Below are 14,921 nucleotides of genomic sequence, written 5' to 3' on the forward strand. Positions count from 1 at the left end.
GGACATCATGGGGAGGAAATCATGAAAAATTCTCAAAAGCATCAAGAAAGTCTACCATCGGATAAGAGTGAGAGGTTCTCTTCATCTGGATTTATATTTGCAGCTATCGGTAGCGCTGTTGGACTAGGGAACATGTGGAAATTCCCATACATTACGGGACAATATGGTGGAGCAGCATTTTTTCTATTATTCGTTGTGTGTTTAGTGGTTGTAGGTTTGCCCGTACTTCTAGCAGAGCTTGCCATTGGTCGAGGGGGACGGGGGAGTGCATCTTCTTCTTTCGTTAAACTAAGTGGAAAGAAAGTATGGGGCGGATTAGGTATGGTATCGGTGATTGCGCCGTTTGTCATCTTGTCTTTCTATGCAATTGTAGCAGGATGGACACTTCATTATGCGGTACAAGCGTTTAGCGGCAAGTTAGTTCCAAACACAGATTTCACGCTCATGTACGGTGGATTTATGGAGAGTTATACCCCAATAATTTGGCAGGCTGTTGTGTTAGTACTGGTAGGTGCAATAGTGGTAAAGGGAATTTCAGGGGGGATCGAGAAATTCAACAAGATTCTTATACCGGGAATGTTTATCCTTCTAGTCGTATTGATGATCCGAGCCTTGACATTACCAGGAGCAGGAGCAGGGGTCTCATTCTTTCTAAACCCTGATTTCTCGAAGCTAACACCAGAGTCTACACTTGTTGCGTTAGGTCATGCATTCTTTTCCTTATCCCTTGGTATGGGGACCATGATTACATATGGTTCTTATGTCGCGAAGCGCCAGTCACTGGGAACGGCAACGCTTGCTATCGGAACAGGAGATCTGCTTTATGCACTTATCGCTGGGTTGATTATCTTCCCGACCACTTTTTCCTTTGGAATCAATCCTGGACAAGGTCCGGGACTCGTATTTATAGCATTACCTGCTGCATTCTCCGAGATGCCTTTCGGTTCATTTTTTGGAGGATTGTTCTTCATTTTACTAGCTATAGCTGCTTTAACTTCGGCCGTATCGTTGTTAGAAGTACCGGTCAAATACGTAATGGACCGCTTTGGTTGGAATAGAACTCGATCCGTATGGATCTTTATTATCGGGTGTTTCATTTTAGGGGTTCCTGCGTCCTTATCATTAGGTGTGTCACCGGGATTAACATTCGGTGGAATGGCATTCTTTGATTGGATAGATTTCGCGGCTTCTAATGTATTGTTACCACTCGGCGGACTCATTGTAACGATATTTGCAGGATATTTCTATAAAGGTGTTGCTGATGAAGCGGGCCTGACGGCATTATGGTTCCGTGTATGGTTGTTCTTGCTGCGATTTGTAGCGCCCATCCTTGTCGTGTTTGTATTCTTACATTCTGCCGGAATTATTAAATTCTAAAGGTATATCCACTCGTACTCATCCCAATTCCTGAGCTTAGGAATTGGGATTTTTGTTGTTGTTGAAGGAGAATGAAGGACACATCTTGTTCTCAAGATAAAAGCGTTATTTCTACATATTAGGAGGAAGGGTGGTGTAGGGTAGCGAAGTCTATATAATGTCGAATTTACCAATTACATAAGAGAGAGTGGTTAGTAGAAAATGAAGTTTGTTAAACAATGTTCTCGTTACATCATTGGAGTTATGGTTATTGTACTTATTGTTCAACTGGCTGCCCCATCTATGATGGGAACTACCATATCAGCTAAAGCACCATGTGGTACAGGTTGCAGTAGCTATGATGTCGTCGTTATCGGAAGTGAGATTCAGGGGTCGTTACTTGCTAAAGAAGCACGTCGTCTAGGATTGGATGTGCTGATCTTAGATCCCCGCAGCAAACCGGGAGGTCAATTCATGCAGGGTCAAATGCATGTATTAGATGAACCGAACGATAAGAAGCGTAGAAGTCTCGTTCAAGGAGATATAAAGAAGTTATATGACGGATATAAGGCAGGTTCAATCCGCAAGGAAGCATCCTTTAATCGTTATTATCAAAGTGTCATCAAGGATATCCCGATTCGTAGCGGTATTGTGATTGAATCCGTAAATGTGGTTCCGCTGAAACAAGACAAATCTCTTAAATCAATAACCTACCGTGCCAAAGATGGTATGAAGTATACGGTTGCGGCGAAATATTTTGTAGAAAATACAGACTTTAATGCATTGACCAGTAAGCTCGATGTTAAACGTATTCCAGGTATGGAAAGTATCTATAATGGGAAAAAGCCAGATTATATGGCAGCTACACTTGTTCTAAAATTCAAAAATGTGAATTGGAATAAGCTTCACCAAGCTGTACTGAAGGACTATCCTTTGACCAATGTGGAGAAGAAGTATGGACAGAACACGTATGTCGACTGGGATTATGCCACGGGTTTTAGCAATATTACATATAAATATAAGCCGCTTGATCCTCAATTGATGTTACGAGGCATTAACTCCACCTACCAAAAAGATGGACAAGTTATTATGAATGCCTTATTAATATTCGATGTCGATCCCGCCAATCCTAAATCGATTGAATCGGCCATGAAGAAGGCTAAGGCTGAGGCTCCAGGGGTACTGAAATTTCTGCGCAACAATATACCTGGCTACGCCAATGCACAATTAAATGGATTCCCTGAATACTTGTACATTCGAGATTATAATCGATTCGAGACCGAGTATATCTTAGATTATCCAGACTTAATGTCTAACAAGATGTTCTGGGATAATGTGAGCATCGCTAGTTATGCAACAGATCTACAAGGAACTACTAAAATGCGCAAAGGGCTAAGCTTTGGTAAGCCTGACCGTTATGGTATTCCTCTACGCTCCTTTGAATTAAAGTCCTACGAGAATGTCCTTGTTGTAGGTAGCAACCTCGGTGCGACGATCAAAGCCTATGGTAGCGCACGGATTATGCCCAATACAGCTTTAGCTGGGCAGACGATGGGTATTATTCTAGGTAAAGAGCTGAAGAATAAGAGGCTAAGGGAGCTTACAAGTTCTGATTTTGTTCGGATTCACAAATATCTGCAAAAGGATTACGGAATTAAGCTTCAACGCTAATATAGAAAGCTGCTCTGATAAAGGCGTCCATATGAAATGGGCGTCTTTATTGTGATTACTGACTTACAAGTATGACCATAATGATGGATATACTTCATGAAGAGATAGTATTAAATTTAACAATATGACTTAACTGAAATGATGGAATCAGCTATTGCTTTCGTTATAATGTAATCAAATCTTCGGTGAATAATAGATAAAGAGGTGGTGAGTGTAATGGGCGTTATAATCATTGCTTGTATTGTTGTTCTGATCATCGTATTTGTCTATCTACTCATGAAATACTATCCTCCTTTCGGTGGGAAGTCATCACTTAAGAAATTAACGAAGCAGATTCATAGATCTAACTACGCTAATGGAAAGTTCTTTAACACCCTTCCAACATCCGTGAGCGACGGCATGGGAGTAACCATCTCCATGTTAATTGATTTCATGAAAGGTAACCCACAAGGAAATCCCAATGCACCGTTACCTGTCGAGTCGGTAGATCCGTTTTTTATACAAGACAATCAGCCAGCCCATATCATATGGTTTGGACATTCTGCATTATTAGTAGCAATCAACGGATTAAAACTACTCATCGATCCGATGTTCGGGAAATCAACGACACCATTCCCGTTCATGGGTGGGAAACGTTACGGTGGGCTACCTATTGAAATCGAAGATATGCCATCAATTGATGCCATTCTCTTATCTCATGATCATTATGATCATCTGGATTATGGTTCTATCATGAAGTTAAAAGAGAAAGTGAACCATTTCTTTGTTCCGCTTGGTGTGGGAGCGCATTTAGAGAGATGGGGTATAAGCCAAGAGAGGATTACAGAGATGGATTGGTGGGAAGAGGCCGTATTTGAAGGACTCACATTGGTGAGTACACCTGCAAGGCATTTCTCAGGAAGAAGGCTAGTGGATAAAGAAGCAACATTGTGGTGTTCATGGATCATCCTTGGAGAACAGGAGAAACTATTTTTCAGTGGGGATACTGGTTATGGTCCTCATTTCAAGGAAATCGGGGAGAAGTATGGACCTTTCGATATAACGCTCATGGAATGTGGTCAATATGATGAGCGGTGGGCTGGGATTCATATGTTTCCTGAACAGACGATTCAGGCACAGTTAGAAGTACAGGGGAAGCTGATGATCCCAATCCATTGGGGCACATTTACCTTGGCATTTCACGACTGGACTGACCCAGTGGAACGTGCATTAAAGGCTGGTAAAGAGCATGACGTACGCATCTCTACCCCGAGAATAGGGGAGATTGTCTGGATTGGATCATCTAACTATCCTATTTCAACTTGGTGGAGAGAATTACATAGAATGAACTAAAGACGAACCCCCTATTTATGATTCTCTTTAGAAATGATTGAATTTGGGAGCGTAAACTTTAGTTCAATCTATTTAGTTGCACACAATAACTTGTCTGGAGAATGATCTCTTCTTGGCCACACAGCGATCAATGATGGTAAATCCGGCTTCGTGAATCATGTCATCAATCGTTTCGATCGTGATAATAACCACTTTGCTTGCGAAACGGCGAGTATGTTGAAGAAGCGAGAGTTGTTCCTCGGGTGTGGTCGTTGAGAATAGATTATAGGGCATATCAATAATAGCTACATCGTACATCTCAGAGACGTCGGCAATGTCCCCATAGGTTACTTCACCTACGTATCCGAAGTGGGCAATATTCGCTCGTGCGCCTTGGACGATTTGAGGGTTGAAGTCTCTACCTACGATATCAATACCCATGGAGAGAGCTTCCACCAACACGGTTCCAATGCCACAACAAGGGTCTATCGCTTTCACGCCTAGTGGATTCGGAACAGCAATATTAGCGGTAGCTCTTGCGAGACGTGTACCTAGTGCAATTGAATAGTTGCGGGGTTTCTTCATATGGAGAAACCATACCGCATCGTTCAGACGATATTTACCGAAGTACCAGCGTCCGCCTAATGTAACGATTCCAAATACATGATCGGGGTTATGTACATCTGCTTCACCCTCGATATGCATACCTAAGTCTCGTTCTATGATCCGACGATCCCCGTAGGATATTTTGTTCTCTGAAGCTAGGTCATTAATCTTTACGAATATGACTTTGAATGTCGAATCATCGAGAACGATATCCTCCACTTGCTTCAAAATATCGGACATGGTGTCCCCTTCGTACATAATTTCAATCTGTTCTTTAATGAACGGACTTCGACTGGGATCAATAGAAATGTCACTCTTTATGATAAGAGACTCTGTGTCTATGCCGAAAAGGGAGCGCATCTCTAAGCTACATAAGGAACGTTCATCATCACTACAAGCAAAAGTGTATATAAATTGGTTCATGTTATTCAATAAATTCCCATCCTTTATAACGTCTAATAGATCTTCCTCATAAACCATATCCGTAAAAGTCTAGAAAAGCAAAAAAAACACGAATTAGGTGTAAGAGGCATGGTAAGATGAGTAAAAAGAAACCATGGGATGAATCCCACATCAATAGATGATCAGAATGGAGAATCATGATATGAGTCAAATGGATGAGAAAAAAGCAGCGCAATTACTAGAGAAATGGATCTCAGTATATGATATGGATGATGCGAAGGCTTGGGAGAAGGACGAGTTCCCTTTTATTAAGGATACGTCCAAAGCGATGAAGCTTTCGATCCAAGTGTTACGGGGGAAATCGGCAGTTAAAGGAGCTCAACTCCATGCAGCCGCAGCACAATTACTGGAATACGTAGATGAATACGGTATGGATAGCCCATCAGAGTGGGAGCAGGAGAATATTCCTTTTGTAAAAGAGGTTCTAGAAGCAGTTCATTTCACCGTTGCTGTGCTTAAGAAGAAATAATGGGTAAATTATGAATCATAACCAGTAAGAATGAACTTAAGGATAGGTGTTCATTTAAAGCGTAAATACAAGCTCTTCCCATCTAGGGGAGAGCTTGTTTGTGTTTAAGGCAGTGCAGATATGATGTAACGTTTCACCGTGAATGAAAGACTCTGGAAGAAAGAACATCTAGAGCGAGTTCGATTTGTTCGAGGTCTTCTTCAGAAGTACCCTGGATACGCTGTAGGAAACGCTTCTCTATGCGTTGAAAGGCTTCGTTCATCATGGCTTGGCCTTCTTTGGAGAGACGGATATATTGCTTTCGCCGATCCTCGGCAACATCAAATTTTTCACATAGATTCTTTTCGCCAAGTTTACGCAGTTCACGACTAGTGTTGGGCATGGACATAGGTAGACAATCACTAATTTGACTAAGGGTAGCGGGCTGACTAACTGCTAGATATTCAAGAATACTATATTGGACAGGGGTAATCGTATCGGATTTGACGTCTTTTGTAAGTTCATCCGTCACTTCATGAACAGAAGTAGTAAAGGCTACGAATTTTTGGAAAAGGACTTGTTTGTCCACATGAATCACCTCTTAATAGAAACGATAACAAATTAATTATCATAAAACAATTATCATTTGACAACTAAAAACAAAACGTGCTAGGATTTACTTATCAAATGATAAGTAAAGAGGTGGTATCGTGAAAACATTAGTTATTTACACGCATCCGAATCATAAAAGTTTAAGTTATGCATTTTTGCAGAAAGTCATCCAAGGTAGCAGTGAGAACGCGAACATCACGGAGATCAAGGTGCTGGACCTATACGAGGAAAAGTTTGATCCGATCTTGGTATTCAATGAGAATAAACGCAGAAGAGATATGCATGCTGATCCTCAGTTTGAAAAGTATCGAGAGCAAATTAAATGGGCCGATAAAATTGTCTTTGTGTATCCAATATGGTGGGGACGACCACCTGCGATGCTAATGGGGTATATCGATCAAATGTTTGCTTCAAATTTTGCCTATAGGGATAAGGGTGGAATGCTTCCTGAAGGGCTATTGAAGGGGAAATCAGCTGTGTGTATTTCTACGATGAAAGGTCCTACTTTTTATCTTTTGTTCTGGTTGAATAATGCACATAAATTACTCATGAAGAAAGCATTATTACAATATGTAGGTATAAAGAGAGTGAAATTTTTTGAATTCGGGTATATGGAGAGTCCAAAGGGAAGACATGAGGAGAAATTAAATAAAATATATCGTTATTTCAAGAGTCTTTCGAATTGAGAATCCTTCAGAAATATTTACTCGTGGTGTGCAAGATGCATCTCTGATTAATTACACAGGCAATTATGCATAATAAGTAGTGTACAAAGAGGATGTTCCACAGCCCATTTCAGGGACAGTGGGACATCCTTTTGTGTTAAAATGTACTGTTCTCTTCTAAAAGATGTGAATTCTTAGTGAACTAACGGGGAGAAGACTTACAAGGAGTATGAAACTAAGTGTAAAAATGGGATAATATTGAAACAACTCTAAGAAGGTGACGTACTTATAAGTAGAAATACAATCTGTAAATCATTAATTATGAGGAGAGGGATACTTATGCAAATCGTTATTACTATTGCTTTTGTAGTTATCATCATATTCGTGGCTAATTTCTTTATGGGTTACGGTAAAGGGAATATCCCAGTAGATTTAGATGAAGATTATACAAATTTTGAAGATCTGTTAACAGCGGTTCAACAAGAATTAGTTAATCAAGACATAAAAGCTGAATATCAAGGTGCGAAAATATTCCTTATAGATGGGAAGACATATCTCCTTAATTATCGTTATGTATCTGCAGTTGGATTTATTTCCAAACGTATCATTCTTGAAAGACAAAAGGCAATCGCATAAATGAAACGGATGGTTACGCAGTAATTTAGACAATCTGGATAGTTTTAAAAATAAACCAGCCGATCTCAGTAGAGATCGGCTGGTTTATTATTGATTCAGTTATTACTTAGGCGATACTGTATTGTCAGAAGTTACGACTACAACTTCTGCATTTGTGATTCCTGGCATTGATCTAGTCATCACTGCGGAATGGTAAGCGACAATTTTCATGCCTGCTTTCAATTCTGATCCACCAAGTGGAGTAACTACTGTTGTTTCGTCTGTGATGTTGAGAATAACATCGTTGTTCTTGTTTGTATCTGAACCCACATTAACATAGACGTGGCCTTTTGTTGTATCTTCTGATGCAACGATTGTACCTTCAACTTTGTTGTTTTCCGTTACTTTAACAATGATTTTATCAGCATGTGTTTGAGCTGGGTAGATCGCAGCCATTGCTTCACCATAATAAGCATCAACACGAACATCTGCTTTTAATGCATCTAACGTTAATGGGTTGCCGTCTTGATTAACGATTGTGGTGTCTTTATCAACCGTAAGGATGACATGATTGACTCCGCCTTTTTCCATTGACTTACCAATCACAGTGACCTTATTATCTGCTACATTCGTAATAATTCCGTCAGTTCCTGGAGCTTGTTCTTGAATGGTTTCTTCAACAGTCGTATCCACTACAACATAGTTAGTTGTAGATTGAGGTGGAAGGCTCATGGTAACAGCAGGACCGTAAAATGCTTTAACGCTCATGCCTTTTTTGATCTCACTTGCTTTGATGGATTTACCATCTTGGCCTATAATCTGAGCTTTATCAGCAAAGTGTAATACGATCGTATCTTCGAATTTCGAATAGATGTTGTTACCTGTTACAACGATGCCACTCTCAGTAACTTCGTCTACTGTTCCGTTAATTGCCGTAAAACTCTGATCTTGGACAACAAGTGTTAATGCCGATCCTAGTGCTGGAATGCTCTTCGTAATCTTAGGTCCGTAGAATGCTTTAACAACCTTTTGCTCATCAATAACGGTTTTTAAAGCTACTTTTTTACCTTTAGAATCAACGATTTTCGTATCCTTTGTAATTAACAGCTTAATTTCACTTTGATCTGCCGTAGTAATACCGCGACCTGTTACTGTAACATATTTACCTGTTTTATCATTCACGAAGTCTGTTATTTGACCCATTGTTCCGGAAACTAGTTTCACTGAATCTTGAGTAGAAGCTTGTCCGAAATTAACTGGTGTTGGTGTAACATTTTGTGCACTTACTGCCATCGGTATAGATACCATTGCTAGAATGGATGCTGTAGTTAAGACTTTATACATTTTGTTCATTTGTTATTCCTCCAATAGTTTCATAGTTGGTATATTTCATTGAACTTGTGCTTGCCTTACATACTCCTAGACGGTAAGGGTCATCAAAATGTTGCATAAATATGAGAAAAATATGGTTTTACTTTCTTGAAAAGGTTAATGGGATACTCTTTTGTGCTGTACATTAAACAATAGTGATTACAGATATGGTAGGAAGAGATACCGATTCTGTGATCATTTTTTTGTGTTATAAAAACAATCAAAACAAATTAAATAAAACTAAAAGCACAATATTTACATCTGTTTAATCTTGGGTTTACATTTCCCATTAACATAGAAAAGGTAAGGTCGTATTCTTATACGTAGCATTAATCGCAAAAGAGGCGGCACCAGCATGAGCGGATTTTTCATGACTTAGAATTTATGGAGAGCGTTGTGGACAAAGAATTTAATATGAGAAACGGTATGATGGTTGGAGGACACATGTGATGAGAGCCCGTGAGTTGTTGATAACGAATGCTCGTATTATTTTGCCGGATGAAGTTATAGAGGGACATGTGCACATTCAGGAGGGTAAGATTGCGGCTATCCTAAGAGGTGATGTGACAAGGGCTAGATTAACGGCTGAAGTTCAAGTGATCGATGCATCTGGACTTCATCTAATGCCGGGTATCATTGAGACGCATAGCGATGCGATTGAGAAAGAGATCCAGCCTCGTCCGAACTCCGTATTCCCACTGGAGATGGCGATGTATGAGCTGGAGAAGAAGATGGCTGGTGTGGGCATTACCACGCTATATCATTCTATCAGTTCTTCGGATGGGACATCTGTACGTAATGATGCGGTCGTTGCCGACATCATTGCGTATACAGCGCGTAGACGTGAGGAACCCTCGATGTTGAGACATCGCGTGCACCTTCGTTATGAAATTACGAATATTGAAGGGATTTCTATGGTACGGGAAATGCTTGAGCAAGGCCAGATCGATCTACTGTCTTTAATGGATCATACACCTGGGCCGGGTCAGTATAAAACGAAAGAATCATTACGCGATTACCTTATGAGTACGGAACATATGAGCTTAGAGGAAGCGGGAGCTACCGTCGATGAATTGATCGAATACCAACAGCAGGTGGATTGGGGACAGATCAGAGAATTGATTCAATTAGCCCATACGAAGCAGGTACAACTGGCTTCACATGATGACGATACATTAGAGAAAGTTAAGCTTATGCGAGAATTAGGGATCCTAATTAGTGAATTTCCGGTTAGCTTAGAAGTTGCCAAAGCCGCTAAATCTTACGGGATGTATGTAAGTGTAGGCGCTCCTAATATCGTAAGATGCTCTTCACATAATCGGAACTTGCGCGCTATGGATGCGATTGAAGCTGGTGTGGTAGACATCCTTTGTTCGGATTATCATCCGCCTTCTCTGTTGCCGGCTGTAAGTATCATTGGTGAGACGGGCACCGGCTTGGCTCATGCTGTCCGCATGGTTACACTGAATCCTGCACGGGCACTCCAGATTGATCAAGATTATGGTTCCATTGAAGTCGGAAAAGTTGCCGATTTAGTTCTAGTGGAAATGAAGTACGGCTATCCGTTAGCTCGCAAGACGATGATTGGGGGACATTTCGTTTATCAATCCGGCTATTATTTCCAAGGGGTGAGAGCGAAATGATCGATCACCTACATTGATATGTTCGATGCGGTGAAAGCCATTACGGAAGCTGGTGGGAAGGCTTTGAGAGGATGAGCGCTCAAATTAGCTACCGTTATATACGAAGTGGGTTTGGGATACTTGTCCCTAACCCACTTCGTTTTTGTATATTGAATCTAGAGCAACGATTTGGGATCATAAGATATTCTAAATAAAATAGAGTATGAAAGAGAACTTCAGCTAACGAATAGAAAAATTCAATTAAATGATATAATTTAAAAACAATAATGGTATGAAGGTAAAAACTCTAAGTGGCTCTACAAAATTCAATATTTCAGGAGGCACGATGGATGTGATCGAGTATTTAAAAGGGGTATACGAAGCTTGGATCGACTATCCCAAAAGAGAGGGTACTGTCATCACCGACAAATACCGAATACAACAATTCCTTGGCCTTGGTAGCTACGGGTTGACATACATATGCATGGATGTAGATTCTGGGCAAGAGGTTGTTCTGAAGCAAGCTAAGCCTAGTAAGGGAAAGGTCGGTCGAGATTTGTTGTACCGGGAGATTGGCGTCCTGGGTCGGCTGAGTCATCCTTCGATTCAGAGATGCTTAGCGTCGTTCGAATATAAGAAGCAGTTGTATATGGTAACCGAGTACGTGAAAGGACAGACGTTGGAAGATTTGATTTTCGAGCGAGGGGAAGTGTTCTCTGAACAAGAGGCGCTTCGTTTCGTTCGCAGATTGATGGAGATTTTAAGTTATGTCCATGAACAAGGATTGGTTCATCTCGACATCCGGTTACCGAACGTCATATTGGATGGAGATCAGATTCACCTCATTGATTTCGGCTTGGCCTCTCATTTGGGGGAGCCGATTCGAGCCAAGTTCGGATCAGCTGAGGAGACAACTCATAGGGAAATCGCTGAGACTCCAAACGATCTATATGCTATTGGTCACTTTATTCTCTTTATGCTGTATTCTGGTTATAATTCGGATAATTTTGAAGTTGAATTAAATTCAGGATGGGAGGACGAGTTGACCGTATCACCACTGACCAAACATATGCTTCGTAAGCTGCTCCAGATTGATCCTCCTTATACAGATCCACAACAATTTGTGCGGGACTTGGACCATTGGTTGAATCAATGAGTATATAAAAAAGAGCCGCGATATGCGGCTTCTTCAGGTTAGCTAGAGCTTCTAGATCTATTCTTATAGTAGCCACGACCTTGATTGTTACGTCCATGACCGTGGTCGGACGAACTCCGGCGACTATAATGTTGCTTACGACTACTGGAGCTGTAGCGATGATTTCGCTGCTTGGAATGTTGGACTGACCCTAATACTTTTTCAAGTAACCGCTTGAGCATTTATACATTCCTCCTTGGTTTTGTTTTACTACGAATAATAAGTCGTGAGGTTTCAATTCACTCGTCTGAACTTGTTACGCTAAGTACAGCTTAGCGCAACTATTCGGCTAATCACACAATTGTGTGACCTTCTCATTCAACAAAGGCACGAAGCATCGTATCAGATGGTTAAACAGATTATCGAGGAAGGCTATAACATTACCTGGCATGGCGTCAATCAGTATGCCAAGGGGGGAGCCGATGTTTATAAGCAACATGTTATGCATGCTCTGCTGGATACCGGCTATACCTCAACATTTTATGGCGAGTTATACAAAAAGCTATTTGCCCGTGGGGATCAAACTAAAGGGATTCGGAACGACCTAAACGAACGGAAAAAAAAGCATTGATTAACAAAGCAGACTGCCTCGATATTGTATAAGGCAGTCTGCTTTGTTGTTTCATCTATAACAATGGAAGGGATTATCGATCTCCTTATTCCACAAGAAAGAACTACTACATTTTTCTAGTAGTGGGCTAATCAATCCGCAAAACAACAAATACAAAGAAATATTAACATAAAAGAAGAAAGTTTAACCCTTATTTAATACAGCGTTAACAAAAGGGAGGTAAAGTGATAAAGAGCAATTAAACGTACATATGAGAGGAAGAATGAAATGAAAAAATGGGTTAGTTTACTATTAGTATCTATGATGGCAATGTCAATTACTGTAGGTTGTGCGAATAATTCGAAGGATGCGCTTAATGGTAAGGCAACAAATAGCGGAGAAAAGAAATCAGTAGAAACAAAGAATAACAAAGAAATTACGGTGTATACGGCATTGGAAGATGATCAGATACAAGCGTATCTTACATCGTATAGTACACAACACCCTGAAACGAAGGTCAATATTGTTCGTGACTCAACAGGAATTATTACAGCTAAACTGCTTGCTGAGAAAGACAACCCAGTTGCAGATGCAGTATGGGGAGTGGCAGCAACGAGCTTACTTGCTTTAGATAAAGAAGGTTTGCTTGAGCCTTATGCGCCAGTAGGATTAGATCGCATTCAGGATAAATTCAGAGATAACGCAGAAACACCAAAGTGGGTCGGGATTAACGCATGGGAAACAGCGCTTGTTGTGAACACGGTTGAATTGGAAAAGAAGAATTTACCTATCCCAACATCTTATGAAGATCTGACAAAGTCTGAATATAAAGGCATGATCGTAATGCCTAACCCTGCTTCCTCAGGTACTGGATTCTTGGATGTAGCGGGTTGGTTGCAATTGATGGGTGAAGATAAAGGTTGGGCATTTATGGACAAGCTTCATGAGAATGTCCAGGCCTATACGCACTCTGGTTCCAAACCAGCCAAAATGGCTGCTGCAGGTGAAGCAGTAATCGGAATTTCATTCGGATATCGTGGAATTACAGAGAAGAAAAAAGGGGCTCCAGTTGAAGTTGTATTCCCGTCCGAAGGTTCTGGCTGGGACGTTGAAGCGAACGGTCTGATTAAGAAACCTGAAATGAAAGAAGAAGCAAAACAATTTTTGGATTGGGCAATTTCTGATGAGCCAATGAAAGAATACAACAAAAACTATGCCATTATTGCTGTTAAAGGTGAAGGTACGTTAATTCCTGAGGGCTACACAAAGAATCCGCTTGAACAATTAATTAATTATGATTTGGTTAAATCCGCAAACAGTCGTGATGCGGTTCTGGCAGAGTGGTCCAAGCGTTATGACGGGAAAAGTGAACCGAAGTCGTAATTCACACTTATTCAAGAGTAGATTATGATCAACGAGGAGTTTTGAAATGACATCATTACCTTATCTATCTATACAACATGTCACGAAAACCTTCGGCTCGTTTACCGCGCTAAATGATATTACTGTTGATGTCTCCAAGGGGCAGTTCACCTGCCTCTTGGGTCCTAGCGGTTGCGGGAAAACGACGCTGATGCGTATTATTGCCGGTCTTGAACAGCCCGATCAAGGGTGCGTTATTGTCAATGGCAACGATATTACATCGCTACCAGCGGGGGAACGGAATGTCGGCATGGTATTTCAATCATATGCCTTATTTCCGAACATGAGCGCGTCGCAGAACATCGCCTTTGCATTGAAAGGTAAACTGTCGAAATCAGAAATTACTGAAAAGACAAAAGAAATGCTAGATCTTGTCGGATTAACTCATTTAAAGGATCGCTATCCGGTTCAACTGTCGGGAGGACAACAGCAGCGTGTTGCATTGGCAAGAGCCATTGCATTATCTCCCGATTTTTTGTTGCTAGATGAGCCGCTTTCCGCGCTGGATGCTAAAGTTCGTCATAAGCTTCGGAAGGAGCTGCGCGAATTGCAGGAAAAGTTAGGTATTACGACGATTATGGTTACGCACGACCAAGAAGAAGCCTTGACGATGGCTGATCAAATTGTAGTCATGAATGATGCGGAAATCGAGCAGATCGGCTCGCCACGCGATGTGTATCAAGTTCCTGCGTCCCCTTTTGTCGCCGATTTTATCGGATCGGTCAATCTAATTCCTCTTCAGGATGATCGAGTAATGGCCATCAGGCCGGAATATATTCAAATACAACCGTCACAAGTTGAGGGGTCTGTCCCTGCGATTGTGCAACAAGTAGAATTCCGTGGGATATACAGCAGAGTCTATTTGAAGCTTACCAACCAAGCTTGGGTGGATAAAGAAGTGTCCGTAGATGTATTGGATCATGACGCGAGTCACCTTAATCTTGCGCGACAATCCGTTGTCCATTTGTTAATGCCGGAACGTCGTCTCATTCACTTTACATAAGGATTCAGCAAC

At 41.0% G+C, this 14,921-nt stretch carries 15 protein-coding genes; 11 read left to right on the top strand and 4 right to left on the bottom strand.

Going from position 1 to position 14,921, the window contains the following annotated elements:
- The first annotated feature begins 21 nt into the window (after nt 1-21).
- From PGLA_RS17695 to PGLA_RS17705, 3 genes are all read left to right on the top strand, one after another.
- Complete coding sequence (locus tag PGLA_RS17695; protein WP_068535394.1) at nt 22-1,377, top strand: sodium-dependent transporter; 1,356 nt, start codon at nt 22-24, stop codon at nt 1,375-1,377.
- Nucleotides 1,378-1,578: 201 nt separating this feature from the next.
- A complete protein-coding gene (locus tag PGLA_RS17700) occupies nt 1,579-3,027 on the top strand; it encodes an FAD-dependent oxidoreductase (protein WP_068535396.1) in 1,449 nt (482 codons plus the stop codon).
- 216 nt (nt 3,028-3,243) lie between these two features.
- A complete protein-coding gene (locus PGLA_RS17705; RefSeq protein ID WP_068535399.1) occupies nt 3,244-4,359 on the top strand; it encodes an MBL fold metallo-hydrolase in 1,116 nt (371 codons plus the stop codon).
- Between the two features lie 72 nt (nt 4,360-4,431).
- Here the strand turns inward: PGLA_RS17705 and PGLA_RS17710 are convergent, their stop codons facing one another.
- Complete coding sequence (locus tag PGLA_RS17710) at nt 4,432-5,367, bottom strand: TRM11 family SAM-dependent methyltransferase (RefSeq protein WP_245700073.1); 936 nt, start codon at nt 5,365-5,367, stop codon at nt 4,432-4,434.
- A 181-nt stretch (nt 5,368-5,548) separates the two neighbouring features.
- On the opposite strand from PGLA_RS17710, the gene PGLA_RS17715 reads away from it, so the two are divergent.
- On the top strand, nt 5,549-5,875 hold the full coding sequence (locus PGLA_RS17715; RefSeq protein ID WP_068535403.1) for a hypothetical protein: 327 nt from the start codon (nt 5,549-5,551) through the stop codon (nt 5,873-5,875).
- Between the two features lie 133 nt (nt 5,876-6,008).
- On the opposite strand, the gene PGLA_RS17720 is transcribed toward PGLA_RS17715, so the two are convergent.
- Nucleotides 6,009-6,443, bottom strand: a complete 435-nt coding sequence (locus PGLA_RS17720) for a MarR family winged helix-turn-helix transcriptional regulator (RefSeq protein ID WP_068535406.1) — start codon at nt 6,441-6,443, stop codon at nt 6,009-6,011.
- Between the two features lie 121 nt (nt 6,444-6,564).
- Between PGLA_RS17720 and PGLA_RS17725 the strand changes: the two genes are divergently transcribed.
- Nucleotides 6,565-7,152 carry an NAD(P)H-dependent oxidoreductase gene (locus PGLA_RS17725; RefSeq protein ID WP_068535408.1) on the top strand — a complete coding sequence of 196 codons (588 nt, stop codon included), beginning with the start codon at nt 6,565-6,567 and terminating at the stop codon, nt 7,150-7,152.
- 318 nt (nt 7,153-7,470) lie between these two features.
- Nucleotides 7,471-7,767: a hypothetical protein gene (locus tag PGLA_RS17730; protein ID WP_068535410.1), complete on the top strand. Its 297-nt coding sequence runs from the start codon at nt 7,471-7,473 to the stop codon at nt 7,765-7,767.
- 102 nt (nt 7,768-7,869) lie between these two features.
- Here PGLA_RS17730 and PGLA_RS17735 read toward each other — a convergent pair whose 3' ends face one another.
- A complete protein-coding gene (locus tag PGLA_RS17735; RefSeq protein ID WP_068535412.1) occupies nt 7,870-9,099 on the bottom strand; it encodes a peptidase in 1,230 nt (409 codons plus the stop codon).
- A gap of 467 nt (nt 9,100-9,566) precedes the next feature.
- On the opposite strand from PGLA_RS17735, the gene PGLA_RS17740 reads away from it, so the two are divergent.
- Together PGLA_RS17740 and PGLA_RS17745 are read left to right on the top strand one after the other, a co-directional pair.
- Nucleotides 9,567-10,760 (top strand): alpha-D-ribose 1-methylphosphonate 5-triphosphate diphosphatase, encoded by a 1,194-nt coding sequence (locus PGLA_RS17740; protein ID WP_068535414.1) that lies wholly within the window; start codon nt 9,567-9,569, stop codon nt 10,758-10,760.
- 325 nt (nt 10,761-11,085) lie between these two features.
- Nucleotides 11,086-11,895, top strand: a complete 810-nt coding sequence (locus PGLA_RS17745) for a serine/threonine protein kinase (RefSeq protein ID WP_068535416.1) — start codon at nt 11,086-11,088, stop codon at nt 11,893-11,895.
- Between the two features lie 38 nt (nt 11,896-11,933).
- Here the strand turns inward: PGLA_RS17745 and PGLA_RS26990 are convergent, their stop codons facing one another.
- Nucleotides 11,934-12,116, bottom strand: a complete 183-nt coding sequence (locus PGLA_RS26990; RefSeq protein WP_084411215.1) for a hypothetical protein — start codon at nt 12,114-12,116, stop codon at nt 11,934-11,936.
- Nucleotides 12,117-12,280: 164 nt separating this feature from the next.
- Here PGLA_RS26990 and PGLA_RS17750 point away from each other — a divergent pair, with 164 nt between their 5' ends.
- The 3 genes from PGLA_RS17750 (at nt 12,281) to PGLA_RS17760 (ending at nt 14,909) form a co-directional block, all read left to right on the top strand.
- Nucleotides 12,281-12,505 carry a hypothetical protein gene (locus tag PGLA_RS17750; RefSeq protein ID WP_068535418.1) on the top strand — a complete coding sequence of 75 codons (225 nt, stop codon included), beginning with the start codon at nt 12,281-12,283 and terminating at the stop codon, nt 12,503-12,505.
- Between the two features lie 267 nt (nt 12,506-12,772).
- Entirely contained in the window at nt 12,773-13,867 is a 1,095-nt protein-coding gene (locus PGLA_RS17755; RefSeq protein ID WP_068535420.1) for a putative 2-aminoethylphosphonate ABC transporter substrate-binding protein, read from the top strand.
- A gap of 46 nt (nt 13,868-13,913) precedes the next feature.
- The gene (locus PGLA_RS17760; protein WP_068535422.1) at nt 13,914-14,909 is read left to right on the top strand and encodes an ABC transporter ATP-binding protein; all 996 of its coding nucleotides are present in this window, start codon (nt 13,914-13,916) and stop codon (nt 14,907-14,909) included.
- The last annotated feature ends 12 nt before the right edge of the window (nt 14,910-14,921 follow it).

It is taken from the genome of Paenibacillus glacialis (assembly GCF_001637205.1).
Classification (GTDB): Bacteria; Bacillota; Bacilli; order Paenibacillales; family Paenibacillaceae; genus Paenibacillus_AQ; species Paenibacillus_AQ glacialis.